Source organism: Streptomyces sp. NPDC020747 (assembly GCF_044334695.1).
Classification (GTDB): domain Bacteria; phylum Actinomycetota; class Actinomycetes; order Streptomycetales; family Streptomycetaceae; genus Streptomyces.
In genome coordinates this window covers 265,894-292,300 of the sequence record NZ_JBIRTJ010000004.1, presented here as the reverse complement: position 1 = coordinate 292,300, position 26,407 = coordinate 265,894, and the positions used below count along the sequence as shown (strand labels likewise).

Annotated in this window: 23 protein-coding genes; 10 read left to right on the top strand and 13 right to left on the bottom strand. The window is 70.4% G+C overall.

Annotated features, from left to right (window positions below; translation table 11 throughout):
* Nucleotides 1-5: 5 nt before the first annotated feature.
* Nucleotides 6-1,529, top strand: coding sequence for an amino acid permease (locus tag ACH4YP_RS14085; RefSeq protein WP_361068861.1), 1,524 nt, complete (start codon nt 6-8; stop codon nt 1,527-1,529).
* 160 nt (nt 1,530-1,689) lie between these two features.
* Here ACH4YP_RS14085 and ACH4YP_RS14080 read toward each other — a convergent pair whose 3' ends face one another.
* Nucleotides 1,690-2,064 (bottom strand): NTP pyrophosphohydrolase, encoded by a 375-nt coding sequence (locus ACH4YP_RS14080; RefSeq protein WP_361073163.1) that lies wholly within the window; start codon nt 2,062-2,064, stop codon nt 1,690-1,692.
* Between the two features lie 69 nt (nt 2,065-2,133).
* On the opposite strand from ACH4YP_RS14080, the gene ACH4YP_RS14075 reads away from it, so the two are divergent.
* Nucleotides 2,134-3,153, top strand: a complete 1,020-nt coding sequence (locus ACH4YP_RS14075; RefSeq protein ID WP_398490829.1) for a hypothetical protein — start codon at nt 2,134-2,136, stop codon at nt 3,151-3,153.
* A gap of 385 nt (nt 3,154-3,538) precedes the next feature.
* Here ACH4YP_RS14075 and ACH4YP_RS14070 read toward each other — a convergent pair whose 3' ends face one another.
* On the bottom strand, nt 3,539-3,850 hold the full coding sequence (locus ACH4YP_RS14070; protein ID WP_361073160.1) for a hypothetical protein: 312 nt from the start codon (nt 3,848-3,850) through the stop codon (nt 3,539-3,541).
* A gap of 8 nt (nt 3,851-3,858) precedes the next feature.
* Nucleotides 3,859-4,368: a SigE family RNA polymerase sigma factor gene (locus ACH4YP_RS14065; RefSeq protein ID WP_361073157.1), complete on the bottom strand. Its 510-nt coding sequence runs from the start codon at nt 4,366-4,368 to the stop codon at nt 3,859-3,861.
* A gap of 196 nt (nt 4,369-4,564) precedes the next feature.
* On the opposite strand from ACH4YP_RS14065, the gene ACH4YP_RS14060 reads away from it, so the two are divergent.
* Complete coding sequence (locus ACH4YP_RS14060) at nt 4,565-4,933, top strand: hypothetical protein (RefSeq protein WP_361073154.1); 369 nt, start codon at nt 4,565-4,567, stop codon at nt 4,931-4,933.
* 93 nt (nt 4,934-5,026) lie between these two features.
* Here the strand turns inward: ACH4YP_RS14060 and ACH4YP_RS14055 are convergent, their stop codons facing one another.
* From ACH4YP_RS14055 to ACH4YP_RS14035, 5 genes are all read right to left on the bottom strand, one after another.
* The gene (locus ACH4YP_RS14055) at nt 5,027-5,773 is read right to left on the bottom strand and encodes a hypothetical protein (protein ID WP_398490707.1); all 747 of its coding nucleotides are present in this window, start codon (nt 5,771-5,773) and stop codon (nt 5,027-5,029) included.
* Nucleotides 5,774-6,278: 505 nt separating this feature from the next.
* Complete coding sequence (locus ACH4YP_RS14050; protein WP_361069736.1) at nt 6,279-8,405, bottom strand: 3-hydroxyacyl-CoA dehydrogenase NAD-binding domain-containing protein; 2,127 nt, start codon at nt 8,403-8,405, stop codon at nt 6,279-6,281.
* The gene (locus tag ACH4YP_RS14045) at nt 8,402-9,628 is read right to left on the bottom strand and encodes a thiolase family protein (RefSeq protein ID WP_398490706.1); all 1,227 of its coding nucleotides are present in this window, start codon (nt 9,626-9,628) and stop codon (nt 8,402-8,404) included. Before ACH4YP_RS14045 ends, ACH4YP_RS14050 begins: the two co-directional genes overlap by 4 nt.
* A gap of 201 nt (nt 9,629-9,829) precedes the next feature.
* Nucleotides 9,830-10,861, bottom strand: a complete 1,032-nt coding sequence (locus tag ACH4YP_RS14040; protein WP_398490705.1) for a LacI family DNA-binding transcriptional regulator — start codon at nt 10,859-10,861, stop codon at nt 9,830-9,832.
* Complete coding sequence (locus ACH4YP_RS14035) at nt 10,858-13,293, bottom strand: glycoside hydrolase family 2 protein (protein WP_398490704.1); 2,436 nt, start codon at nt 13,291-13,293, stop codon at nt 10,858-10,860. The genes ACH4YP_RS14040 and ACH4YP_RS14035 overlap by 4 nt, the downstream gene beginning before the upstream one ends.
* A 160-nt stretch (nt 13,294-13,453) precedes the next feature.
* Between ACH4YP_RS14035 and ACH4YP_RS14030 the strand changes: the two genes are divergently transcribed.
* The 3 genes from ACH4YP_RS14030 to ACH4YP_RS14020 are packed head-to-tail and all read left to right on the top strand — an operon-like array spanning nt 13,454 to nt 16,571.
* Nucleotides 13,454-14,770 (top strand): ABC transporter substrate-binding protein, encoded by a 1,317-nt coding sequence (locus ACH4YP_RS14030; RefSeq protein WP_398490703.1) that lies wholly within the window; start codon nt 13,454-13,456, stop codon nt 14,768-14,770.
* Nucleotides 14,770-15,735 (top strand): carbohydrate ABC transporter permease, encoded by a 966-nt coding sequence (locus ACH4YP_RS14025; protein ID WP_398490702.1) that lies wholly within the window; start codon nt 14,770-14,772, stop codon nt 15,733-15,735. The genes ACH4YP_RS14030 and ACH4YP_RS14025 overlap by 1 nt, the downstream gene beginning before the upstream one ends.
* Nucleotides 15,736-15,740: 5 nt before the next feature.
* Entirely contained in the window at nt 15,741-16,571 is an 831-nt protein-coding gene (locus tag ACH4YP_RS14020; RefSeq protein ID WP_361069772.1) for a carbohydrate ABC transporter permease, read from the top strand.
* A gap of 57 nt (nt 16,572-16,628) precedes the next feature.
* Here ACH4YP_RS14020 and ACH4YP_RS14015 read toward each other — a convergent pair whose 3' ends face one another.
* Both ACH4YP_RS14015 and ACH4YP_RS14010 read right to left on the bottom strand, forming a co-directional pair.
* Complete coding sequence (locus ACH4YP_RS14015; RefSeq protein WP_398490701.1) at nt 16,629-17,915, bottom strand: HRDC domain-containing protein; 1,287 nt, start codon at nt 17,913-17,915, stop codon at nt 16,629-16,631.
* A gap of 116 nt (nt 17,916-18,031) precedes the next feature.
* Nucleotides 18,032-18,694, bottom strand: a complete 663-nt coding sequence (locus tag ACH4YP_RS14010; RefSeq protein ID WP_398490700.1) for a LuxR C-terminal-related transcriptional regulator — start codon at nt 18,692-18,694, stop codon at nt 18,032-18,034.
* A gap of 455 nt (nt 18,695-19,149) precedes the next feature.
* Between ACH4YP_RS14010 and ACH4YP_RS14005 the strand changes: the two genes are divergently transcribed.
* Both ACH4YP_RS14005 and hemE read left to right on the top strand, forming a co-directional pair.
* Nucleotides 19,150-19,776 (top strand): DUF3000 domain-containing protein, encoded by a 627-nt coding sequence (locus ACH4YP_RS14005; RefSeq protein ID WP_361069775.1) that lies wholly within the window; start codon nt 19,150-19,152, stop codon nt 19,774-19,776.
* A 42-nt stretch (nt 19,777-19,818) separates the two neighbouring features.
* On the top strand, nt 19,819-20,886 hold the full coding sequence (gene hemE, locus ACH4YP_RS14000) for a uroporphyrinogen decarboxylase (RefSeq protein WP_361069757.1): 1,068 nt from the start codon (nt 19,819-19,821) through the stop codon (nt 20,884-20,886).
* A gap of 7 nt (nt 20,887-20,893) precedes the next feature.
* Here hemE and ACH4YP_RS13995 read toward each other — a convergent pair whose 3' ends face one another.
* Nucleotides 20,894-21,712 carry a rhomboid family intramembrane serine protease gene (locus ACH4YP_RS13995; protein ID WP_398490699.1) on the bottom strand — a complete coding sequence of 273 codons (819 nt, stop codon included), beginning with the start codon at nt 21,710-21,712 and terminating at the stop codon, nt 20,894-20,896.
* A gap of 103 nt (nt 21,713-21,815) precedes the next feature.
* On the opposite strand from ACH4YP_RS13995, the gene ACH4YP_RS13990 reads away from it, so the two are divergent.
* A complete protein-coding gene (locus ACH4YP_RS13990) occupies nt 21,816-22,163 on the top strand; it encodes a hypothetical protein (RefSeq protein WP_361069762.1) in 348 nt (115 codons plus the stop codon).
* Nucleotides 22,164-22,244: 81 nt separating this feature from the next.
* On the opposite strand, the gene ACH4YP_RS13985 is transcribed toward ACH4YP_RS13990, so the two are convergent.
* Nucleotides 22,245-23,648: an FAD-dependent oxidoreductase gene (locus ACH4YP_RS13985; RefSeq protein WP_361069764.1), complete on the bottom strand. Its 1,404-nt coding sequence runs from the start codon at nt 23,646-23,648 to the stop codon at nt 22,245-22,247.
* A gap of 67 nt (nt 23,649-23,715) precedes the next feature.
* Nucleotides 23,716-24,738, bottom strand: coding sequence for a DUF4349 domain-containing protein (locus tag ACH4YP_RS13980; protein ID WP_398490698.1), 1,023 nt, complete (start codon nt 24,736-24,738; stop codon nt 23,716-23,718).
* 183 nt (nt 24,739-24,921) lie between these two features.
* Between ACH4YP_RS13980 and hemG the strand changes: the two genes are divergently transcribed.
* A complete protein-coding gene (gene hemG / locus ACH4YP_RS13975) occupies nt 24,922-26,406 on the top strand; it encodes a protoporphyrinogen oxidase (RefSeq protein WP_398490697.1) in 1,485 nt (494 codons plus the stop codon).
* Nucleotide 26,407: the final 1 nt, after the last annotated feature.

The following is a 26,407-nucleotide window of genomic DNA, read 5'->3' as shown; positions in this document are numbered from 1 at the left end:
ACGCCGTGAGCAGCACCCTCTTCAGGACGAAGAAGGTCGAACAGTCCATCCTCGATACCGAGGAGCCGGAGCACGCGCTCAAGAAATCCTTGTCCGCGCTGGATCTGACCGTCTTCGGCGTCGGTGTCATCATCGGCACCGGCATCTTCGTCCTGACCGGCACGGTCGCCAAGAACAACGCCGGTCCCGCCGTAGCCCTGGCCTTCGCCGTCGCCGGGGTCGTCTGCGCGCTCGCCGCGCTCTGCTACGCCGAGTTCGCCTCCACCGTCCCGGTGGCCGGCTCGGCCTACACCTTCTCGTACGCCTCACTCGGGGAACTGCCCGCCTGGATCATCGGCTGGGACCTCGTGCTGGAGTTCGCGCTCGGCACGGCGGTGGTCGCCGTCGGCTGGTCGGGCTACATCGCCTCGCTGCTGGACAACGCGGGCTGGCACCTGCCGGCGGCCCTCAGCGGGAGAGAGGGGGCTGACGGCTTCGGCTTCGACATCCTCGCCGCCGCCCTCGTGCTGGTCCTCACCGGCATCCTCGTGATCGGCATGAAGCTCTCCGCCCGGATCACCGCGGTCGTCGTCGCCATCAAGGTCACCGTCGTCATGGTCGTGATCATCGCCGGTGCCTTCTTCATCACGAGCGACAACTACGACCCGTTCATCCCGAAGGCGCAGGAGGTGCCGGCGGGCGGCGATCTCCAGTCCCCGCTCATCCAGCTGATGTTCGGCTGGGCCCCCTCCAACTTCGGCGTGATGGGCATCTTCACCGCCGCGTCCGTCGTCTTCTTCGCCTTCATCGGCTTCGACGTCGTGGCCACGGCCGCCGAGGAGACCCGTAACCCACAGCGGGACATGCCGCGCGGCATCCTCGGCTCACTGGTCATCTGCACCACGCTGTACGTCGCGGTGGCGATCGTCGTGACCGGTATGCAGCACTACACCGAGCTCTCCGTTGACGCCCCGCTCGCCGACGCGTTCAAGGCCACCGGACACCCCTGGTTCGCGGGCTTCATCAGCTTCGGCGCCGCCGTCGGCCTCACGACGGTCTGCATGATCCTGCTCCTCGGCCAGACCCGGGTCTTCTTCGCGATGAGCCGCGACGGACTGCTGCCGCGCTTCTTCTCGCACGTCCACCCGCGCTTCAAGACCCCGCACCGGCCGACCATCCTGCTCGGCGTGATCATCGCGATCCTCGCGGGCTTCACCAGCCTCAGCGAGCTCGCCGAACTGGTCAACATCGGCACGCTGTTCGCGTTCGTCGTCGTCGCGATCGGCGTGATCATCCTCCGCCGCACCCGCCCCGAACTGCCCCGCTCCTTCCGCACCCCGCTGGTGCCGTTCCTGCCGATCGTCTCCGTCCTCGCCTCGCTGTGGCTGATGCTCAACCTGCCCGCCGAGACCTGGCTGCGGTTCGGCATCTGGATGGCGATCGGCTTCCTCGTGTACTTCCTGTACGGCCGCTCCCACAGCCGTCTCGGACGCGGCGAGGAGGCCGTGGCCGTCGATACCGTCAAGCCGCAGCGCGGAGACACCGAGTAACCCGACCTTCGCGTTCGACCGACCCTCGCGATCAACCGGCCCCGTACGTCCCGCTTCGGCGGAGACCGCGGGGCCGGACCGCGTGCGCGGCGGGTGGGAGCGAGCGGGTGCGGTGTACGGGTCCGCGGGATGTCGGGTGAGGGCTGCGGGTGTGCGGGTGCTAGGGGCGGACCGTGCGTGGGCCCGTGACCTCCGCGCCCAACTCGCTCACCCGACGGCGCAGTTCACGGTCGGCCGTGACCACCAGGCGCGGGCGGTCCGCGGCCTGGGCGGTCAGTTCCACGATGCGGTCGTCGCCGCTGCCGGGCGCCTCGTCGACCCGTACGCCCGGGACGGAGGCGATGCCGCGAGCGCCGCCCTCGACCACGAGGACCAGCTCCAGGGGGCCCGGATGCCCCGGCAGCCCGTCGGTGGCGTACGGGACGAGCAGGTCCCGCAGGCGCTCCGCGGCGCCCCGGCGGTCGCGCCACCAGCCGTCGGGCACGGACCCGACCACATTGGCGGCGTCGACGATCACGAGCAGCGGGGCGTCCATGTGGCCAGGGTCGCACGGAGGGGGATCACACCACCCGATTAGAGTGGTGGAGTGTCAATGGTCCGCACAGTGAACGGTGACTGGCTCATATGCGGCCGGGACGGCAGGCTCGGCGCCTACGCTCCGCGTGAGGAAGCGGTGTGGTGCCGGGCCGAGCAGCACCCGGGCGGCGCCTGGTCGGCGCCCCGTACGGTCGGCGGCGACCAGCGTGTCCATCCCGCACTCGCCGTGGGGCAGGGAACCGACGGTTACGCCCATCTGGTGTCCTGGCGTCCCACCGGCGGGCAGGAGTCGGGGCTCGTCCACGCCACGCACTTCCGGCCGCATCTCGCGGCCCTCGACTGGAACCCCCTCGGGCATCCCAACAAGAACGGCGAGGCGACCGGCGTCCCGGCCGTCACGGTCGACGCGCAGGGCCGCGCCCATGTCTTCGTACCCAACCGGGGCGGCGGAGTCAGCATGCGCGGCCAGAAGGAACGCGGCGGGTGGGGCCCGTGGCGCGACCTCAAGGGCCGCGAGGTCGAGGGCGAACTTGCGGCCGTGACGCGGGAGTCCGGGCTCGTCGAGCTGTACGCGACCTCGCCGACGGGCATCCTGCGGTGGACCCAGCCGGGCCCCGGCCACATCCCCGCGCTCGACGAGGAGCCGCTCAAGGTGGCGGCGCGGCCGGGCACGCTGCGGGCCCTCACCACCTCCGAGGACCACGTGACGCTCTTCTTCACGGACGAGTCGGACACGGTGTGCGCCTGGCGGGCCGGCGGTGAGCCCGTGGCGCTCCTCACCTGTGCCGGGCCTGGGCCGGTGTCCGCGATCCGCTGCACGCTCGACGGTGTCGACTGCACGTTGCTCGCCCAGAGGTCCTTGAGCGGCCGGGTCGCCTTCGCCGCGTATCCGACCGAGGGGGAGTCGGCGGGTGCCTGGTGGACCGAGTCCGGTCCCCAGCTTCCCGCGGACGTCCAGCTGTCCCTGAGCCAGGACCACGAGGGCCGCGTCACGGCCGCCACCCTCCAGCCGACCACCGGCCAACTCCTACTGACCCGCCGCAAGGAAGAGCCGGGTTTGGCGCTGGAGGCATGGCGGACCATTTAGCTCGCCCCCGCCGCCCCTACCCTCCCCCACTCTCGGTTTCGATCGAGCGGGGGACCCCCATCGTCCCTTTCGGGGGCCAGCCCCCGAACCCCCGCTCCTCAAACGCCGGAGGGGCCAAAGATTTCGCAGCCCGGGCCGACACCCCCAGCCCGTCCGGCGTTTGAGGACGGAGTCACGCCGGTAGTGCTCCAGGATTGAACGCCAAGGAATGATCACGATCTGAGGGGTCTCGGTTCGGTCACTGCGGGGGCTGGCGGGGTTCCTGTTGCCCAGCGTCACCGCATGTGAAGGGGCTGCCGAGCTCGCGCGGGCGGTCATGGAGCGCGGAGGCCGTGTGGATCTACCCGGACTTCACAGCGTGATGCCGGGGCGGCCCCGGCGACTGTCAGTCTCCGGAGGGAAGGGGCTCCGCCGTGCGAGCGGGTTCGGGTGTGTGCGGCGTCGGGTGGGCGGTGCTGGCGGGGGCCAGGGGCGCCGGATCCTGTTCGCCGCCCAGCCAGGACAGGTTGACGGCCACGGCGGCCATGGAGGCCACGACGATCAGTGCGCCGGCTGTGGCGAGCGCGGCTCGTCGTCGGCGGATCCGGAAGCCGCCGACGACAGCCGCGTCGACAACGCTGGGGAGCGTCGGCTCCGGATCGGCGCTGAGGACTGCCTGGAAGGCGGCGTGCAGAGCGTCGTCATTGTGGTCATTCATGGCCGGTTTCACCTCCTGGTCCCTTCAATGTCAAGGCCTTCGACGATCTCGCGCAGCCGGGCGAGCGCGCGGGCGCTTTGGCTCTTCACCGTTCCCGGACTCACCCGCAGCGCGTGCGCGGTCTGCTCGACGGACCAGTCCTCCCAGAATCGCAGGACCAACACGGCTCGGAAACGGGGCGCCAGCTCCATCAGGGCTTCCTGCATCATCCATCGCAACTCCGGTGCGCCGGACACGTCCGAGGGAAGATCGGGTGGCTCGCTCACCGGCTCCTCACGCCAGCCCCTCTTGCGCCACTGGTCGATGAAGGTGCGGGTGAGGATGGTGCGAGCGTAGGCATCCGCATTGCCGTCCCGGTTGACCCGTCCCCAGGCCGCGTACAACTTCATCAAAGTCGTCTGGGTCAGGTCCTGTGCCTGGTGCCAGTCACCGCAGAGCAGGTAGGCGCTGCGTCGGAGCTGCGCCTGCCGCGCCTCGGCGAATTCCCGGAACTCGCGTTCCCGGGCCGTGTCCCTCACTCTTCGCCGGCCTCTCCCTTGCCCACCACTCCATCTGACATACATACGTGGAGTGGCCCTCCGGGGTTGCACGGTGCGGGCAGGAGAATCTTCCCGCCGCACCGTGCAACCTGACTGCGCCCGTCTCCGTACCTCTCTCCTGAACGGGCTCCCACGCACAGGTGGGGGCCCGGCGATCCGAGAAAGAGGCAGACTCTTGTCGAAGCACCGCAAGTTCTCGCAGAACCGCCGCGCCATGTTCAGCGTGGCCGCCGGAACCGTTCTGGCCGCCGCGGGGATGGTCAGCGTCGCCAACGCCGCGACCCCGGCCACCCACGCGAACCCGGTCCCGGCCACTCAGGCGGACCCGGTGCCGGCCACCCACGCGAACCCCGTCGCGGCCACCCACGCCAACCCGGTGCCGGCCACTCAGGCGGACCCGGTTGCGGCCACTCACGCGAACCCTGTCGCGGCCACCCACGCCAACCCGCTCGCAGCCACTCACGCGAACCCCGTCGCGGCCAAGTCCGCCGCCGAACCCCTCTCGTCGCTGAGCGCGGCCGAGCAGGCGAACTCGGTGGGCTGAACCGCACGCTGAGGAGTGCGCACGCCTCCCCGAGAGCCTCGGGCCTTTGCCCGGTGCGGGAGGCGTGCTGCTCCGCTCGACCCGCCGTGGACCTCATTGCCCCTCGGGGGGGTAGCAACGTGCCCTGGATGAAGATCGGGTGCCCCTGTGGGCGTGTCCCGGGAACGGTCCCTCTCTGACATCCTCGCTGCGGCCTTTGGCTTTCCCTTGGCTGGACCCCTGGCTCAGACACCAGCCGCAAACCCGTGAGGGGTGTTGGCCCTTCTTCGTGCCGGTGGAGGGCCATGGACAGCATGTCCTCGTCGGTGACGCCCGCGCCGCCGATGGTCTTGCCGCGCTTGCGGGCGGACTCGTGGCCTTCAAGGGGCCGTCGCGGATGTACTCGCGCTCCATGCCGGACATGGCCGCGAGCACGGTGAACACGATGCCGGAGGGGTCGTGCGAGCCCCTCAGTTCACCGGTGAGGAACTCCAGGCCGACGTCGCTCGCCTTCAGTTCCTCGGCGAGCGTGGCGAGTTCGATGCCGCGGCCGAGCCGCTTGTGCGCGTCGAAAGACTGCCGGGCGGTCGAGGCCCGTGCGTAGCCGAGGCGGACGTGCCCGACCGGCTTGGTGCCGGCGCTCATCGGCCGGGGCAGCTCGGTCCACACCGACCCCGGCTTGCGTACGGCGGGGGTCGGCACGCTGAGCACCTTGGCGAGTTGCGGCACGAGGCGGAGGCGGGCGGTGCGGTACTGCATCGTCGCCTTGCCCTTCCCGGTCCGAGGCAGGGAGCCTGCGGGGGCGGCGCAGGTGGACATCGGGCAGTCGTACGCCTCCACGCGCTTGAAGGCGTCGCTCACGACCCCGGACTGTTTCATGAGGAGTCGCCGGGCGGGAGGGTGTTTCACGAGCGACCGCCTATGAAACAACCTCAGTGTCCGCGTTGCCGCCTCTTCGAGTCGGCGGACGTTCTTGCCACCCGCCCACGACACCGATTCGCGCCCGTGACCTACCTGGCCGCTGGCGTGTGGCACTTTTCGCTCGTATTCCGGTCCCACCACTTCCGGGCCCCGGGCGGCCGCCCGGGGCCATGACAGCCCGCCGGACGCACGTCCGGCGAAGCCGGCAACCCTCCACCACCGGTGGGGGAACGAGATCATTCCTCAGCGTTCAATCCTGGAGCATTACCGGCGGGACCCCAGGACGAGGCCGTTCAGGCCGAAGCGGGGGCCTGGGGGGCGGCAGCCCCCAGGGGACGGGAATGGGTAGGGGCGGCGGGGGCGAGAAACGTCCTGCCGGGCACGAACGCCAAGTGCCCCGCACACCCGGCCGGTGTACGGGGCACTGCGCAACCCAGTGGAACGCCTACGCCGGGACGCTAGCTACACCCCGCCCCAGGAACGGCTTGCCGTTGACCCGGTCGGAGACACCCTCACGGTCCAGGTAGGGCGTGATCCCACCCAGGTGGAAGGGCCACCCCGCACCAGTGATCAGGCACAGGTCGATGTCCTGCGCCTCGGCCACGACACCCTCGTCGAGCATGAGCCCGATCTCCTGGGCCACGGCGTCGAGGACACGCTCGCGCACCTGCTCCTCGGTCAGCACGACATCGCCCTGCTTGAGCAGCGCGGCGACCTCAGGGTCGAGTTCCGGCTTCCCGGAGTCGTACACGTAGAAGCCACGCTTGCCCGCCTTGACGACGGCCGCGAGGTTCGGGGAGACGGTGAAGCGCTCCGGGAAGGCCCGGTTGAGGGTCTCGGAGACGTGCAGACCGATCGCGGGACCGACCAGCTCAAGGAGCACCAGCGGTGACATCGGCAGACCCAGCGGCTCGACCGCCTTCTCCGCGACCTCGACCGACGTGCCCTCGTCGATGACGTTCTGGATCTCGCCCATGAAGCGCGTGAGGATGCGGTTCACGACGAACGCAGGGGCGTCCTTCACCAGAACCGCGGTCTTCTTCAGCTTCTTGGCGACGGCGAAGGCCGTGGCCAGCGAGGCGTCGTCCGTGGCCTCGCCCCGCACGATCTCCAGGAGCGGCAGGATCGCGACCGGGTTGAAGAAGTGGAAGCCGACGACCCGCTCGGGGTTCTTCAGCTTCGACGCCATCTCCGTCACGGAGAGGGACGAGGTGTTGGTGGCGAGGATCGCGTGCGCCGGGGCGACCGCCTCGACCTCCGCGAACACCTGCTGCTTGACGCCGATCTCCTCGAACACGGCCTCGATGATGAAGTCGGCGTCCGCGAAGCCCTCGGCCTTGTCCAGCACACCGGTGACCAGGGCCTTCAGGCGGTTGGCCTTGTCCTGGTTGATACGGGACTTCAGCAGCAGCTTGTCGATCTCGGCGTGGACGTAGCCCACACCCTTGTCGACGCGCTCCTGGTCGATGTCGGTCAGCACGACCGGCACCTCAAGGCGGCGCAGGAAGAGCAGTGCGAGCTGGGAGGCCATCAGACCGGCGCCAACGACACCGACCTTGGTGACCGGGCGGGCCAGGTTCCTGTCCGGGGCACCCGCGGGACGCTTGCCGCGCTTCTGCACCAGGTTGAACGCGTAGATGCCGGCGCGCAGTTCGCCACCCATGATCAGGTCGGCGAGGGCCACGTCCTCGGCGTCGTAACCCTGCTGCAGGTCACCGTTCTTCGCCGCGGCGATGATGTCCAGCGCGCGGTACGCGGCCGGGGCCGCCCCGTGCACCTTGCTGTCCGCGATGAAACGGCCCTTGGCGACGGCCTGGTCCCAGGCCTCGCCGCGGTCGATCACCGGGCGGTCGATGACGATCTCGCCCTTGAGGACGGACGCCGTCCAGATCAGCGACTGCTCCAGGAAGTCCGCCCCCTCGAACAGGGCGTCGGCGATGCCCAGTTCGTGGACCTGGGCGCCCTTGAGCTGCTTGTTCTGGTTGAGCGAGTTCTCGATGATCACGCTCACCGCACGCTCGGCGCCGATGAGGTTCGGGAGCAGCGTGCAGCCGCCCCAGCCCGGGACCAGGCCCAGGAACACCTCGGGCAGCGAGAAGGCGGGCAGGGCCGCGGACACCGTGCGGTAGGTGCAGTGCAGACCGACCTCGACGCCACCGCCCATGGCCGCGCCGTTGTAGTACGCGAAGGTCGGGACCGCGAGGGCCGCGAGACGCTTGAAGACCTCGTGGCCGCCCTTGCCGATGGCCAGCGCGTCCTTGTGGTCCTTCAGGAGCTCGACGCCCTTGAGGTCCGCGCCGACCGCGAAGATGAACGGCTTGCCGGTGACACCGACGCCGATGATCTCGCCGGCCGCGGCCTCCTTCTCGACCTGGTCGATCGCGGCGTCGAGGTTCGCCAGCGAGGCCGGGCCGAAGGTGGTCGGCTTGGTGTGGTCGAGGCCGTTGTCGAGCGTGATGAGCGCGAAGCGCCCGGCGCCGAACGGGAGGTCGAGGTGGCGTACGTGCGCCGACGTCACGACCTCGTCGGGGAACAGCTCTGCCGCGCCCTTCAGGAGTTCAGTGGTGCTCACTTGTCGCCTCCGGCGTCCTTGTGGTGCGGGTTCTCCCAGATCACCGTGGCGCCCATGCCGAAGCCGACGCACATGGTGGTGAGGCCGTAACGGACCTCCGGCTGCTCCTCGAACTGGCGGGCCAGCTGTGTCATCAGCCGGACGCCGGAGGAGGCCAGCGGGTGGCCGTACGCGATGGCGCCGCCGTACTGGTTGACGCGCGCGTCGTCGTCGGCGATGCCGTAGTGGTCGAGGAACGCGAGGACCTGGATGGCGAAGGCCTCGTTGATCTCGAAGAGGTTGATGTCCTCGATGGAGAGACCGGCCTTCGCCAGGGCCTTCTCCGTGGCCGGGATCGGGCCGTAGCCCATCACCTCGGGCTCGACGCCCACGAAGGCGTACGAGACCAGGCGCATCTTGACCGGCAGGTCGTGCTCGCGCGCGAAGTCCTCGGACGCGATGATCGACGCGGTCGCGCCGTCGTTCAGACCGGCCGCGTTACCGGCGGTGACCCGCCCGTGCACACGGAACGGCGTCTTCAGACCGGCGAGGTTCTCCAGGGTGGTCCCCGGACGCATCGGCTCGTCGGCGGTGACCAGGCCCCAGCCCGTCTCGCCCGCCTCGGCGTTCGTACGGCGTACGGAGATCGGGACCAGGTCGGCCTGGATCTTGCCGTTCGCGTAGGCCTTGGCCGCCTTCTCCTGCGAGCGCACGGCGTACTCGTCGGTGCGCTGCTTGGTGATGTGCGGGTAGCGGTCGTGCAGGTTCTCGGCGGTCATGCCCATGAACAGGGCGGACTCGTCGACCAGCTTCTCGCTGACGAACCGCGGGTTCGGGTCCACGCCCTCGCCCATGGGGTGGCGGCCCATGTGCTCGACACCACCGGCGATGACGGCGTCGTACGCGCCGAACGCGATGGAGCCGGCGGTCGAGGTGACGGCCGTCAGCGCACCGGCGCACATGCGGTCGATCGAGTAACCCGGCACGGACTGCGGCAGCCCGGCCAGGATTCCGGCCGTGCGGCCCAGCGTCAGGCCCTGGTCGCCGATCTGCGTGGTCGCGGCGATGGCGACCTCGTCGATCTTCTTCGGGTCGAGACCGGGGTTGCGGCGCAGCAGCTCCCGGATCGCCTTCACGACGAGGTCGTCGGCACGGGTCTCGTGGTAGATGCCCTTCGGGCCCGCCTTGCCGAACGGGGTGCGGACGCCGTCGACGAAGACGACGTCCCTGACGGTACGAGGCACGATGGCTCTCCTCCAGATGCGGGATGGCACTGCTGCGCGACACACACGCCCTGAGCGCGCGCTCACCTCCCATGCTACTTACGGGTAACCCACCTGCCCAGTCCCACAGCGGGGAGCGGCGAAGGTCACACGGCTTTCAGCCCCACCACGCACCCGCACCCCCGCACGGACCGCCTCGCACGGACCGCCCCGTACGGACCTCTACCGCGGCGGCGCCGTAGACCCCCGGGGCGTCAGCACGGGTGTGGGCACCGGATGCGACCCCCCGCCTTCCGCCCCCGTGACGACGTCGAACAACGTTCGGGCGACCTCCGCGCCGAACCCGTGCACGTCATGGCTCATCGCGGACAGCGTCGGATGCGTCAGCCGGCACAGCTGGGAGTCGTCCCAGGCGAGCAGCGACACATCCCCGGGCACGCTGAGCCCCATCTCCGCGGCCACCGACAACCCGGCCACCGCCATGATGTCGTTGTCGTACACGATCGCCGTGGGCCGGTCGCCGACCGAGGAGGTCAGCAGCGACCGCGTGGCCCTCGCCCCCGCGTCCCCCGAGAAGTCCGTGGCCACCTGCTGGGCCCCGGCCAGCCCAAGGACCCGCGCCGCCTCGTCGAACGCCGCCGTACGGATCGCCGTGTGGCCGAGCGCGGCGGCGCCGCCGACCCGGGCGACCCGCCGATGCCCGAGCGCCGCGAGATACCGCACGGCCTCGGTGACGGCGGTGGCGTCGTCGGTCCACACGGAGGTGAGCCCGCCGGTGAGCGACGGGTGGCCGACGGCCACGACGGGCATGCCGAGCCGCTCGACGGCGGGCACCCGCGGATCGTCGGCCCTGAAGTCGACCAGGATCGACCCGCTGACCTGCTTGCCCCGCCACCAGGAGTCCTGGAGCCCGACCTCCTCCTCCACCGTGCGCACGAGCCGCAGCAGCAGGGAGCACGAGTGCTCGGTCAGCACGCTCTCCACGCCCGAGATGAACTCCATGTAGAACGGTTCGAGCCCGAGCAGCTTCGCCGGCCGGCAGATGGCGAGGCCGATCACGTCCACGCGGCGATTGGACAGCGACCGGGCGGCGAGGTTCGGAGCCCAGCCCAGTTCGCGCGCTGCCTCGAAGATCCGGTCCCGGGTCGCGTCGGCGAGCCCCGGCTTGTGGTTGAAAGCCAGCGAGACGGCCCCCTTGGACACCCCGGCGCGGGCCGCGACGTCCTTGATCGTGACGCGGGGCGGTGTCGTCATCGGGCGGGCTCCACGCAGTACAGGGCGGATCGTGCGGTCTCCGCTTCCGGATGGTCCAGAGTCTCCCAGCCGCGCACACCGATGGTCACCCGTTCCCCGGGGAGCAGGGTCACCAGACCCCGGTCGGCCGATGCTCGCGGGTCCAGCCGGTCGGCCTGCAGCAGCAGATCCCGTACGAGCGTATGGGCCGTGACGGTCACCCGGTCGCCGCCCGGAGAGACCGAGACGTCGAACCGGGGCCGGGGGTACGGGACTTCACGGTCGGGCACGGGGAAGTGCAGCGCCCGTAGCACGTCCCCGTCCCTGCCTCCGTCTCTGTCCCCATCCTCGTCCGCGTCCGCCACCAGGAACTCCTTGGGTCCAACGGGCTCCAGTTCCCTCGGCACACGCACATCGGCGACGGCCCGCGCCCCGGCGTCGAACCCCACACTCGCCTCGGCCACGACACCACCCTCCACCGACATCCGACGCAGCGTCAGGCGGCCCCTCCAGGGCCCGGCGGCCTGGTTGATCACCGCCAACACCAGCCCCTCACCCCGCGGTTGAAGCGTGAGCAGCCGGTCCGCGTACAGCCTCTTCAGCTCGTGGTGGAGCGGCTTCTCGCGGCCGTCGCCGTCGATCGCCGCCCAGGAGGTCACCGGCCAGCAGTCGTTGAGCTGCCAGACGATCGTGCCCGCGCACACCGGCCAGTGGGAGCGCCAGTGTTCGATCCCGGCGGCGACGGCCCGCGCCTGGTTGACCTGGGTGAGGTAGTGCCACCGGTCGAAGTCGCCCTCGGAGAAGCCCTGTTCGGGCATGGGGAAGTGACGGGCGAGCCCGCGCGCAAGCTTCCCGTTCCCGTCGTCGGCCTTCTGGTGGTGCAGCATGCCGGGGGAGTCCGGCGAGAGTTCCTCGTCGGGCAGAGCGCGCCGCAGCGTGGCGTACGCGGGCGGTGCCTGCCAGCCGAACTCGGCCACGAACCGCGGGACATGGAGCCGGTAGTCGGCGTAGTCCTCCCGGTTCCACACCTCCCACGAGTGATGGGTGCCGTGTGCCGGGTCGTTGGGGTGGTGGTCCCAGGAGCCGGACCAGGGGCTGCCCGGCGTGTACGGCCGGGTCGGGTCCAACTCGGCGACGACACGCGGCAGTAGACCCAGGTAGTAGCCCTCCCCCCACGAGTCGCCGGCCAGCCGCTGCTCCCAGCCCCAGTCCTTGAAGCCCCACAGGTTCTCGTTGTTGCCGTTCCACAGCACGAGCGAGGGGTGCGGCATCAGCCGTACGACGTTCTCGCGCGCCTCGGCCTCCACCTCGCCCCGCAGCGGCTGTTCCTCGGGGTAGGCGGCGCAGGCGAAGGGGAAGTCCTGCCAGACCAGCAGGCCCAACTCGTCGCAGGCGTCGTAGAAGTCCTCGCTCTCGTAGATACCGCCGCCCCAGACGCGTACGAGATCCACGCCCGCGTCGGCCGCCTGGGTCAGGCGGGTGCGGTACCGCTCGCGGGTGATCCGCGACGGGAAGACGTCGTCCGGGATCCAGTTGACGCCCCGGGCGAAGAGCCGCTCGCCGTTCACGACGAAGGTGAAGCCCGACCCGTGCTCGTCGGACCCGCGGTCCAACTCGACACTCCTGAAGCCGATCCGGCGCCGCCAGCTGTCCAGCAGCCCCTCGTGGCTGAGCCACAACTCGACCTCGTACAGAGGCTGTTCGCCGTAGCCGCGCGGCCACCACAGTTCGACGTCCGGCACTTCGAGGCGTACGACCCCGCTGGTGCCGTCGACCGTGGCCTCCGCCCGGACGCCGCCGATCCGCGCGCCCAGGGTGAGCCCCGCCTCGACCCTGGTCCGTTCGACCTCGACGTGCAACTCCACCCGGCCCACGCCCTGTTCGACCGTCACGACCGGACGCACCCGGGCGATCCGTGCCGTCGACCAGTGCTCCAGACGCACCCGCTTCCAGATGCCGGCCGTGACCAGCGTCGGCCCCCAGTCCCAGCCGAAGGAGCAGGCCATCTTGCGGAGGTACTGGAAGGGCTCGGGATAGGCGTTCGGCCGCTCGCCGAGCCGCCCGCGCACCGCCTCCGCCTCACCGTAGGCCGAGCGGAAGTTCACCGAGAGCCGGCCGCCGAGCCCCGTGATGTCGAAGCGGTGCGAGCGGTGCATGTTCCGTACGGAGCCCAGGAGCCGACCGTCGAGCCGGATCTCCGCCGCGGTGTCGAGACCGTCGAACACGAGGTCCGTCTGCTCGTGCCCGCCCGGTATCGGGGTGAGCGTCGTCTCGTACGTCCAGTCGCGCCGCCCCACCCACGCCACCTCGGTCTCGTTCCGCCCCAGGAACGGGTCCGGGATGATCCCCGCCGCCAGCAGATCCGTGTGCACACAGCCCGGCACCGCGGCGGGGAGCGCGGCCCCGTCGTGCCGCAGGATCCATCCCTCGTCGATCGGTGTGACGTCCAGCATGCGCACTCCTAAACCGGTATAGGCCATTGCTGACCAGGGCTGGTACACACTCTTGAATCGTTGGCCGAAATAAGGACTTTACCGGTTTAGTGACGACTGCCAGAGTGCGGAACCAGCCATCCCACTCGTGCTCATCCGTCCCTGAACGGAGCTGGTGCAAATGAACCGCCGCACGAAACTCACCGGAAGTCTCCTCGCCGCCGCACTGCTGGCCGCGGGCTGTACCGGAAGCGGAGGCACGTCGAAGGGCGCGGACGCCAAGGCACCCGTCGACCCGGACAAGGTGACCGGCACGATCACGGTCCTCACGCACCGGACCGACCTGGTGCAGGACGGCACGATGAAGAAGTACGCCGCCGAGTTCAACAAGACCTATCCGAAGGTCAAGGTCGAGTTCGACGCCCTCACGGACTACGAGGGCGAGGTCAAGATCCGGATGAACACCGAGAACTACGGCGATGTGCTGATGATCCCCGCCGTGATCAAGAAGAGCGACTACCCCAAGTTCTTCGCCTCCCTCGGCACCGGGACCGAGCGCGCGAAGAAGTACCTGTTCACCGACTTCACCACGGTCGACGGCAAGGTCTACGGGCAGAGCCCGATGGGAGCGCTCCCCGGCTTCCTCTACAACAAGAAGGTCTGGAAGCAGGCCGGGATCACCGAGTGGCCCACCACACCGGCCCGGTTCATCGACGGTCTCAAGGCCATCAAGGCCAAGACCGACGCGGTCCCGTACTACACGAACTTCAAGGACATGTGGCCGCTGACGAGCTGGACGTACGTCGACGGCGCGGTCAGCTGCGACCCGCAGGCGACGACCAGGCTCGCCGCGGGCGACCCGTGGGCCGAGGGCGAGGACCTGCGCGTCGGCGACACCATGCTGTACGACATCGTGCGCGGCGGACTGATCGAGAAGGACCCGACGACCACCAACTGGGAAGCGTCCAAGCCCAAGTTGGCCAAGGGCGACATCGCCACGATGTGGCTCGGCTCCTGGGCGATCACCCAGTTCCAGGCGGCGGCGGAGCAGGCCGGCGCGAACCCGGACGACATCGGCTTCATGCCCTTCCCCGCCCAGAAGGACGGGAAGTACTGCGCGACCATGTCGCCCGACTACAACCAGGCCGTCAACGTCAACTCGGACCACAAGGAGGCGGCCCGCGCCTGGATCGACTGGTTCACCGACAAGTCCGGCTACGCGGCCGACAACCTGACCCTCTCGCCGGTCAAGGGCGCCCCGCTGCCCGAGGTGCTGCAGCCGTACGAGGACGCGGGTGTGCAGCTCATCGAGCTCGACGACGCCAAGGGCGCGGCGGTCAAGGAGATCGACAACCAGTCCGAGGTCGGCATCTACAAGCCCGACTACCGCCAGGACCTCGTCGACCTCGCCCGCGGCGCCAGGAAGGGCAGCCTCGACGACTTCCTGGGCGACCTGGGCAGGCGCTGGGAAGAGGCGCGGAAGTCCTCGGGGTCCTGATGACGGACACGACCGAGACGAGTACGACGGGGAAGGCGGCGCGGCCGAAGGAGGCCGCGCCCGCCGCCCGCACGGCACACGCCCGGGCCCCGCGCCGTCTGCGCCTGAGGAGGGGCCTCACCCCGTGGCTCTTTCTCGCGGCCCCGCTGGTCCTGCTGATCACGTTCACGTACGCGCCGGTCGCCAACATGGTCGCGTACGGCTTCACCGACTGGGACGGCGTCAGCCCCGAGCTCAGCTACACGGGCGCCGAGAACTACGTCGAACTCTTCACGCGCCCCGAGCTGTTCGAGGTCTTCTTCGTCAGCGGCTACTACCTGGCCGCCTCCGTGATCCAGATAGTGGCCGCGCTCTACTTCGCGACGGTCCTCAGCTTCAACGTGCGCTTCCGGAACTTCTTCAAGGGCATCCTCTTCTTCCCGTACCTGATCAACGGGGTCGCGATCGGCTTCGTCTTCCTCTACTTCTTCCAGGACGGCGGCACGCTCGACTCGGTGCTGAGCCTCTTCGGCGTCCACTCCGACCGCGCCTGGCTGGGCACCCCGGTCTCCGCGAACGTCTCACTGGCCGGCGTCTCCGTCTGGCGCTACCTGGGCCTGAACTTCGTCCTGTTCCTCGGCGCCATCCAGTCCATCCCGGGGGAGCTGTACGAGGCCGCAGAGCTGGACGGGGCGAACCGCTGGCACCAGTTCCGGTACATCATCGCGCCCGGCATCAGGCCCGTACTCAGCCTGACCGTCATCCTCTCCATCTCCGGCTCGCTGTCGGCCTTCGAGGTGCCGTTCATCATGACCGGCGGTGCGACCGGCACCGAGACCTTCGTGATCCAGACGGTGAAGCTGGCCTTCCAGTTCAACAAGACGGGGCTCGCCTCGGCTGCCGCGGTCGTGCTCCTGCTGATCATCCTGGCGGTGACCTGGGTGCAGCGGCGCCTCGTCCCGGACGACAAGGTGGATCTCGTATGAGCCGCATGTCCCGCAGGGGGATCGCCCGGACCCTCACCTACCTGTCGCTGGTCGTCGCGAGCGTGGTCGTCCTGCTCCCGCTCCTCGTCGTCCTGCTGGCCTCCCTCAAGTCCGAGAAGGAGATGGCGAACGACAGCGGGGCGCTCCAACTCCCCGACGACCTGCTGAACTTCGACAACTACGTGACGGCGTTCCAGGACGGCCGGATGCTCTCCGCGTTCGGGAACACCGCGTTCATCCTGCTGTTCTCCGTCACCGGCACGGTGATCATCGGGTCGATGGCGGCGTACGCGATCGACCGCTACACCTTCCGCTTCAGAAAGCTGGTCGTCGCGCTGTTCCTCGTCGCCACGCTCGTACCCGGTGTGACCACCCAGGTGGCGACCTTCCAGATCGTCGACAGTTTCGGCATGTTCGACAGCCGCTGGGCACCGATCGTGCTCTACATGGGCACGGACATCGTCTCGATCTACATCTTCCTGCAGTTCGTCCGGTCGATCCCGGTCTCCCTGGACGAGTCCGCCCGGCTCGACGGCGCGAACGCCTTCACGATCTACCGGAAGATCATTTTTCCGTTGCTGAAGCCCGCGATCGCGACGGTCGTCATCGTCAAGGGGATCACCGTCTACAACGACTTCTACATCCCGTTCCTCTACATGCCGTCCGAGGATCTTGGCGTGATCTCAACGTCCCTGTTCCGCTTCAAGGGCCCCTTCGGAGCGCACTGGGAGACGATCGCGGCAGGAGCGATCCTCGTGATCCTGCCGACGTTGATCGTCTTCCTGTTCCTGCAGCGCTACATCTACAACGGCTTCACGAGGGGCGCGACCAAGTAGGGACGGCCCGCGGCCGCCATGAGCCCGAACGACTCACGGCGACCGGGCGACCCTCGTTCATTCCTGGGTCTTGGCCTTGGCGGCCAACGCCACCACCAGCACCGGCGTGACCTGCTCCACCTGCCAGGGCCGGGCCCCGTACCCGGCGAGCGCGGCCGCCACGGACTCGGCGTCCGCGGAAGCCGGCGGCTCCCAGCACACGCGCCGGACCGTGTCCGGCGTGATCAGGTTCTCCTGAGGCATGTTCAGCGTCTCCGCCAGCGCGGAGACAGCGGCGCGTGCCGCGGACAGCCGAGCCGCGGCCACCGGGTCCTTCTCCGCCCAGGCCCGCGGCGGCGGAGGGCCGGTCACCGGCTGCCCGGGCTGCGGCAGCTCGGCGTCCGGCAGTTCCTTCGCGTGGTCGACGGCGGCCTGCCACTGCTCCAGCTGACGCCGTCCCATCCGGTGCCCGAATCCGTTCAGCGCGGAGAGCGCGTGCACGTTGGCCGGAAGTGAGAGGGCGGCTTCCACGATGGCCGCGTCCCCGAGCACCTTGCCGGGTGAGATGTCCCGGCGCTGCGCGACCCGGTCCCGGGTCTCCCACAGCTCCCGTACGACCGCCATCTGCCGGCGGCGGCGCACCTTGTGCATCCCGGACGTACGGCGCCACGGGTCCTTGCGGGGCTCCGGCGGGGGCGCCGAGGCGATCGCGTCGAACTCCTGGCGGGCCCACTCCAGCTTGCCCTGCCGGTCGAGCTCCTTCTCCAGGGCGTCCCGCAGATCGACGAGCAGCTCCACGTCGAGCGCGGCATAGCGCAGCCACGGCTCGGGCAGCGGACGGGTCGACCAGTCGACCGCGGAGTGCCCCTTCTCCAGTACGAAGCCCAGGACGCCCTCGACCATCGCGCCGAGGCCGACCCGCGGGAACCCGGCGAGCCGTCCGGCCAGCTCGGTGTCGAACAGGAGGCTGGGGACCATGCCTATCTCGCGCAGACACGGCAGATCCTGGGTGGCCGCGTGCAGCACCCACTCCACACCGGAGAGCGCCTCACCGAGGCCCGACAGATCGGGGCAGGCGACGGGATCGATCAGTGCGGTGCCCGCGCCCTCGCGGCGCAGCTGCACCAGATACGCGCGCTGGCCGTAGCGATAGCCGGACGCCCGCTCGGCGTCCACGGCCACGGGGCCGCTGCCGGCCTCGAACGCGGCGATCACCTCGGCGAGCGAGGCCTCGTCCGCGATGACGGGCGGAATTCCGTCGCGGGGCTCCAGCAAGGGGATCGGCGCCGGTTCGACGTCGTCCGGAGGAGCGCCTCCGGTGGTTCGCAGTGAACTGTCTGCTGCGGTCTCTTGGGCGTCGGTCACCTGTCAAGGGTATCTGTGTATGGACGACGCCCGTCGACGGAACGTTCCGTCGACGGGCGTCTGAGGGTCGTAAACCAGTCAGGTCAGTGAATCCTGAATCATCAGTGGATCCGGAATCAGTGGATGATCCCCGTCCGCAGGGCCACCGCGACCATTCCGGCGCGGTCGCCCGTGCCGAGCTTGCGGGCGATACGGGCGAGGTGGCTCTTCACGGTCAGCGCGGACAGGCCCATCGAGACGCCGATGGCCTTGTTCGACTGGCCCTCCGCCACCAGCCGGAGCACCTCGACCTCACGGCCGGACAGCTCGCGGTAGCCGCCCGGGTGGCTCGGGGAGCCCGGGGGGCGGCGGTGCATACGGGCGGCGGCCGAGCCGATCGGGGCGGCGCCCGGCCGGTTGGGAAGCCCGAGGTTCGTACGGGTGCCGGTGACCACATAGCCCTTGACGCCGCCCGCGAGGGCGTTGCGTACGGCGCCGATGTCGTCGGCGGCGGACAGGGCCAGGCCGTTCGGCCAGCCGGCGGCCCGAGTTTCGGACAGGAGGGTGAGGCCGGAGCCGTCGGGGAGATGGACGTCTGCGACACAGATGTCGCGGGGGTTGCCGATGCGGGGACGAGCCTCCGCGACGGACGAGGCCTCGATCACGTCGCGAACACCGAGCGCCCACAGGTGGCGGGTGACGGTGGAGCGCACACGGGGATCGGCCACGACCACCATCGCGGTCGGCTTGTTCGGGCGGTAGGCGACCAGGCTTGCGGGCTGCTCGAGGAGAACGGACACCAGGCCTCCTGGGGTGGGGGACGGGGCACCGGCTGTGGGGATGAAGCCGGGACGAACCGTGCTTTCAAGGTCACAGAGGTCTTCGGCACCAAACCCGTCCGCCTTTAGAGAATGATCACGATTTGGTGAGTAACAATGCGTGCAATTCGGACGGACGATCGATCATCCGAAGATCGAAACGAGTTCGCTCCGCTTCGTTACGCGGCCGAAAGTGGTCGTATCGACAAAAGGTCAGAAGCGTTCGCGCACCGGCTCGGAGGCTCCGGAGACGGCCCGAGCCCGCAAAACCCCAAGAACCCGAGCCCCAAACCCCAAGAAAAAGTGCGGTGTTCGCGCGATGTGATCCGGACAGTGGTCCCACGCACGGGTGTCTCTCCCTGCGCGAAGGCTCTGTTCCCCTTAATCTTCCCCGCATGGCTGCGGCTCAGGGACGACTGTCGGACGGCACTGGCGGAATGGACGACCCGAAGGAGGGGGAGCGGGATGCGATGGAGGCGGCTCCGCTGCCTTTCCGGGCCGCTGTCGACGCGTTGAGGGCCGCGCGGCCGCGGCCGCAGATCGAGATCGACCCGACGAAACCGCCGCAGCGGCTCGCCCCCTTCACCTACGCGCTGGAGGCCACGGTCGTCGACGGCGACGAGGATCTGGCGGACGGCCGGCTCGTCCTGCTCCACGACCCGGCGGGACACGACGCCTGGCAGGGCTCGTTCCGCCTGGTGACCCTGGTCCGCGCGGAGCTGGAGGCCGAGATGGCCGCCGACCCGCTGCTCCCCGAGGTCTGCTGGTCCTGGCTGACCGGCGCGCTCCAGGCCCGCGGCCTCTCCTACGGCGAACCCAGCGGCACGGTCACCCGGGCCGGCTCCCACTACTTCGGCGGCCTCGCGGACCGGCCGGCCAACTCCCAGATCGAGATCCGCGCCTCCTGGACACCCCGCGAAGGCCTGGGCGGCGTGCCCGACACGGCCTCCCATCTGGCGTCCTGGTGCGACCTCCTGGCCCAGATCGCCGGCCTGCCCCCGGCCGCCCCGGGCGACGCCTCCGTCGTCAGCCTCCCGCAACGCCGGGGCCCCCAGTCCCGCTGACCCGGGACCGGGGGCCGCGCCGACCGTGGGAGACTTTTCGGCGTGAGCGCCATTGACCGCCCCAAGGGCCAGCAGCCGACAGCGACGTACGACTCCACCTTCCTCAAGGCGTGCCGACGCGAGCCCGTGCCGCACACGCCCGTGTGGTTCATGCGGCAGGCGGGGCGGTCACTGCCCGAGTACCTGAAGGTGCGCGAGGGCATCCCCATGCTGGAGTCCTGCACACGGCCCGAGCTGGTCACCGAGATCACGCTCCAGCCGGTGCGGCGGCACAACGTGGACGCGGCGATCTACTTCAGCGACATCGTCGTACCCCTGAAGGCCATCGGTGTCGACCTCGACATCAAGCCCGGGGTCGGTCCGGTCGTCGAGAAGCCGATCCGCTCCCGCGCCGACCTCGCCCAGCTGCGCGACCTGACGCCCGACGACGTCTCGTACGTCACCGAGGCCATCGGAATGCTCACGCGTGAACTCGGCCCGACGCCCCTCATCGGGTTCGCCGGTGCGCCCTTCACGCTCGCCAGCTACCTCGTGGAGGGCGGGCCGTCCCGCAACCACGAGCACACCAAGGCGCTCATGTACGGCGACCCGCAGCTCTGGGCCGACCTGCTCGACCGGCTCGCGGACATCACTGCGGCCTTCCTCCGGGTGCAGATCGAGGCGGGGGCCAGCGCCGTCCAGCTCTTCGACTCCTGGGTCGGCGCGCTCGCGCCCGCCGACTACCGGCGCTCCGTGATGCCCGCCTCGACGAAGGTGTTCAAGGCCGTCGAGGAGTACGGCGTCCCGCGCATCCACTTCGGTGTCGGCACCGGTGAACTGCTCGGGCTCATGGGCGAGGCCGGTGCGGACGTCGTCGGCGTCGACTGGCGGGTGCCGCTCGACGAGGCCGCCCGGCGCGTCGGCCCCGGCAAGGCGCTGCAGGGCAACCTCGACCCCTCGGTCCTCTTCGCCCCGACCGAGGCGGTCGAGGAGAAGACCCAGGAGGTCCTCGACGCCGCGGCCGGTCTGGAGGGGCACGTCTTCAACCTCGGTCACGGCGTCCTGCCGACGATGGACCCCGACGCCCTGACCCGCCTCGTCGAGTACGTCCACACGCGTACGGCCGGCTAGTCCACGCTCACCAGCGCGGGTGTGCTCTTCTGCCCCACAGGAGGCCTCGGGGCTCGGGTGGGGGCGGGGTGCCGGGGCGCAGGGGCCAGGCGAGGAGCATGCCCGCGAGGAAGCCGACGACGTGGGCCACGTACGCCACGGTGCCGGCGCCCGAGACGCCGGTGCCGGACGAGTACACCGCCTGGAGGACGAACCAGGAGCCCAGCACGATCCACGCGGGCAGGCGCAGCGGCAGGAAGATCAGGAACGGGACGAGGACCCAGACCCTGGCCTTCGGGTAGAGCACCAGATACGCGCCCAGGACGCCGGCGATCGCACCCGACGCGCCGATCAGCGGGTCGCCGGAGTCGGCGTTGACGACGGCGAAGCCGTACGCCGCCGCGTAGCCGCAGGTCACGTAGAACAGCACGTAGCGGACGTGGCCGAGGCGGTCCTCGATGTTGTTGCCGAAGATCATCAGGAACAGCATGTTGCCGAGCAGGTGCAGCCAGCTGCTGTGCAGGAACATCGCCGTGAGGACCGACACCGGGGGCGACTTGTCGTAGCCGGGCGGGCCGACGAGGCAGCCCGCGCCCTGCGGCCCCACGCCCACGGCACCGGTGGGGACGGTCGTCGGCGTCCGGCCGTGGATCAGCTCCCGGGGCACCGCCGCCCAGTGGTCCAGGAACGCCTGGAGGTGGCACAGCTGGGCCGGGCCGCTCTCGCCGGTGATCGAGCTCGCCACCCCCGGAGTGGCCAGGAAAACCACGAAGTTGGCGGCGATCAGCGCGTACGTCACATACGGCGTGCGACGGACCGGGTTCACGTCATGGACGGGGATGACCACGGGGAAATCCTGCCCGGGTTCGGGCGATTCTGAACGGGACCGCGGGCGTGTGCGTATGTCTCGGCAACCGCCGTGATCCAAGCAACACGTGAGGAACAGGTCAATGAACGACCGAGTCACTCAGTCCCTGATCGCCACGCCGGACGGAGAGGCGGAGCTTGCCCTCGTGGTCAGGCTGTCGTGGGAGGACGTGGCCGCGCTCGGCCAGGAGGCCGGTCGGCTGTCCGCCAGCATGCAGCGGCCCGTGACGTTGGACGAGGCGGTGAGCCACCGGCTGCGGAGCCGGCAGGCGGGGTCGCACGCGCGGCCTCAGCAGGCGCCGCCGATGCCGCCTTCGGCGGTGTCCGCGCCCGCGGTGTCCACGGTCTCGTCGTTGACGCGGTCGCCGGGTGAGCAGGCTCGGCAGGCCATAGAGAAGATCAACGGGAACGGGTCGGCTCAAGGGGCCTGAGCGGGGGTTGCCGGCCGCGGGTTCGCTGTGGCTCGTCGCGCCCACGCGGCGGAGCCGCAAAATGTCACAGCCCCGCGCCCCTTACCGGGCGCTCCCTGCCCGTACCGCCGTCACCGCCTTGCGGGCCGCTACCAGGATCGGGTCCCAGACCGGGGAGAACGGTGGGGCGTAGCCGAGGTCCAGGGCTGTCATCTGTTCGACCGTCATGTGGGCGGTGAGCGCCACCGCGGCGATGTCGACGCGTTTGGCGGCGCCTTCCCGGCCGACGATCTGGACGCCGAGGAGGCGGCCGGTGCGGCGTTCGGCCAGCATCTTGACCGTCATGGGGTCGGCGCCCGGGTAGTAGCCCGCGCGGCTGGTCGACTCGATGGTGACCGTCTCGAACCGTAGGCCCGCCCGGCGGGCGTCCTTCTCGCGCAGGCCGGTACGGGCGATCTCCAGATCGCAGACCTTGCTGACCGCCGTGCCGACGACGCCCGGGAACGTGGCGTAGCCGCCGCCGACGTTCGCGCCGATCACCTGGCCGTGCTTGTTGGCGTGGGTGCCGAGCGCGATGTGCCGTTCGCGGCCCGAGACCAGGTCGAGTACCTCGACGCAGTCGCCGCCCGCCCAGACGTTCTCGTGCCCGCGCACCCGCATCGCCAGATCGGTCAGCAGCCCCTTGTGGTCGCCGAGCGGCAGCCCCGCGGCCTCGGCGAGCGCGGTCTCGGGACGTACGCCGATGCCGAGGACCACCACGTCCGCCGGATACTCGGCGTCCTCCGTGGCCACCGCCCGGACCCGGCCGTCCTCACCGGTGAGGATCTTGGTGACCTCGGCGTCGTTCACCATCGTGATGCCCAGGCCCTCCATGGCCTCGTGCACCAGCCGGCCCATGTCCGGGTCGAGCGTCGACATGGGCTCCTGGCCACGGTTGACGACCGTCACCTCGTACCCGCGGTTGATCAGCGCCTCGGCCATCTCCACGCCGATGTAGCCCGCGCCGATCACCACCGCGCGGCGGCCCGCCGTACGGGCCAGCGTGTCGAGGAGAGCCTGCCCGTCGTCGAGGGTCTGCACGCCGTGCACCCCGGGCGCGTCGATGCCGGGCAGCGCCGGCCGCATCGGATGGGCGCCCGTCGCGAGCACGAGCTTGTCGTACGACGTCCACGCCTCGGCCCCGGACTCCAGGTCCCGGGAGCGTACGCGGCCGCCCGCGACGTCGAGTTCCGTGACCTCCGTACGCATCCGCAGGTCGATCCCGCGCGCCCGGTGCTCCTCCGGAGAGCGTGCGATCAGCTGGTCCCGGTCCGTGACGTCACCGCCCACCCAGTAGGGGATGCCGCACGCCGAGTAGGAGCTGAAGTGGCCCCGCTCGAACGCCACGATCTCCAGTTCGTCGGGGCCCCTCATACGGCGTGCCTGGGACGCGGCGGACATGCCCGCCGCGTCCCCACCGACGATCACCAGGCGCTCTTGGGAACGGCTCGCACGGTTCATGCTCATACGAACACGCTACGGGGGCGCCGCATTTCGGTCCTGCGCAGGATCGCGCCGAATCACCCGGGTCCGCTCAGTCCTTGTCGTCGCCCTCTGCCCGGACCGGCGGGGCTACCGGCAGCGAACCCGTGCCCGCACCCGCGCCGCTCGGCGCCGCCGCGACCGGGCTGGCCGGCATCCGGCCGCGCAGGAAACGCACCCACAGGAACAGCAGCAGCGCCGCGCCCACCAGGAAGGGCAGGACCGCGCCGAGAGCCAGCGCGATCCAGCGGAACATGGTGACGAACGCGTCCCAGCCGCCCCCGAGCGCGTCCGCGAACCCCGGGTCGTCGTCCTTCTCGGCGACCTTCTTCACCGGCGTCTCGGACAGCGACAGGGTGATCGTGGCCAGGCTCGTACGGTCCTTCAGGGACGCCTGCTGGGCCAGCAGCGACTCCAGGTCGGCCTGACGGGAGCTCAACTCGCCCTCAAGGGTCACCACATCGCTCAGCCTGGTCGCCTGGTCCATCAGCTCGCGGATCCGCACCACGCTGGCGCGCTGCGACTTGATACGGCTCTCCACGTCGACGACCTGCTCCGTGACGTCGTCCGCCTTCGCCTTGCGGTCGATGAGCTTGCCCGAGCCCTCCAGCTCCGTGAGCACCTCCTCGTACTTGTCCGCGGGCACCCGCAGGACGACACGGGAGCGCTCGCGGCCCTTGGAGTCGCGGTCCGTGGTCTCGTTGCCGACCATGCCGCCCGCGTTCTCGACCACCGTGCGGGCCTCGTCGAGCGACTTCGGCACGTCCTTGACCTGCACGGTCAGGGACGCGGTGTAGATGATGTGGGCGGTCAGTTTCGGTGGCGCGGCGGCCTGCTCGTTCTTGCCGCCGCCGCTCGTGTCGCTGTCGGCCGCGCCGGCGCCCGCCTCGTTCGCACCCGGGGCGGCGGCCTTGTCGGCGCTTGAGCCCGAGCTCTCGTCGCCGTCGGCCGCGCCCGTGCACCCGGTCAGTGCGAGGGCGGCGGCGAGCGCGAGCGCCGAGAGGATCTGGACAGGTCGTACGGACCGGTGCCTGGCGGATCGGTGCCCGGTCGTGCCACTGCCACGCGTCTGCATATCGGCTTACCCCCGAGGGTGTCGTGATGACTGACGCTCCTACGACGCAGAGCCCTTCTGAGACGTTGGCCGAATCCGGTCCCGAAGAGGTCACGGTCCGGACTCGTCATGGACACCCTCACCGGCAGGTTCACGGGCACCGGGGCCCGCGGGACTGTCGGTGGGGTCTGGGACAGTGGAGACATGCACGCAGACACACGTACGGGCACGGGTCAGGTCGTCGTCATCGGGGGCGGTATCGCCGGTCTGGCCGCCGCCCACCGGCTGCTGGACGGCGGGGCGCGCGTGACCGTCCTGGAGGCCTCGGACCGGCTCGGCGGCAAGCTGCTGCCCGGTGAGATCGCCGGCGTCCGGGTCGACCTCGGTGCAGAGTCGATGCTCGCCCGGCGGCCCGAGGCGGTGGCGCTCGCCCGCGAGGTGGGCCTCGCCGACCGGCTCCGGCCGCCCGCGACGGCGAGCGCTTCGATCTGGACGCGCGGGGCGCTGCGGCCCATGCCCAAGGGCCACGTCATGGGCGTCCCCGGCGACGCGGCCGCCCTCTCCGGAGTGCTCTCCGAGGAGGGCCTGCGCCGGATCGAGCGCGACCGCGACCTGCCGCGCACGGAGGTCGGCGACGACGTGGCGGTGGGGGAGTTCGTCGCCGCGCGCCTCGGCCGCGAGGTCGTCGACCGTCTCATCGAGCCCCTTCTGGGCGGTGTCTACGCGGGCGACGCGTACCGCATCTCGATGCGCTCGGCCGTCCCCCAGCTCTTCGAGGCGGCCCGCGGCCACGCGTCGCTGACGGAGGCCGTCCGCGAGATCCAGGCGAGGGCGGCGAAGAACCAGCAGACAGGGCCGGTCTTCACCGGCATCGAGGGCGGCGTCGGCGGACTCCCGCTCGCCGTCGCGGAGTCGGTCCGCGCGCGGGGCGGCGAGATCGTCACCGGGGCACCGGTGACCGAACTGCGGCGGGTCGAGGGCGGGGCGGCGGGGGCGGACGGCGGCGGGCGCTGGCGTGTCGTCGCCGGTGGCGACGTCCTCCATGCCGACGCCGTCGTGGTGGCGGTGCCCGCCGGTGCCGCGGCCGGGCTGCTCGGCGCCGAGGCCCCGGCCGCCGCGGCCGAGCTCGCGACCGTCGAGTACGCCTCCATGGCGCTGATCACCCTCGCCTACCGCCGCGACGAGATCGCCCTCCCCGAAGGGAGCGGTTTTCTGGTGCCGCCTGTTGACGGGCGCACCATCAAGGCCTCGACGTTCGCCTCCCAGAAGTGGGGGTGGATCGCCGAGGAGGACCCGGACGTGGTGGTCCTGCGCACGTCCGTCGGGCGCTACGGCGAGACGGAGATCCTCGGCCGGGACGACGCCGGCCTCGTCGACGTGTCACGGCACGACCTGCGCGAGGCCACCGGCCTGGACGCCGAGCCCGTCGAGACCCGGGTGACCCGCTGGACCGACGGACTGCCCCAGTACCCGGTCGGGCACCACGCGCGCGTGGCCCGCATCCGCGAGCACGTCGGCAAGCTGCCGGGCCTCGCCGTCTGCGGAGCGGCGTACGACGGCGTCGGCATCCCGGCCTGTATCGCGAGCGCCGACGCGGCCGTGGACAAGCTGACCGGCGACCGCGCGGGACTGACGGACGCCCTGATCACGAACCCGGTGCAGAGCCTGCACGGCGGAGCGGGAGAATAGC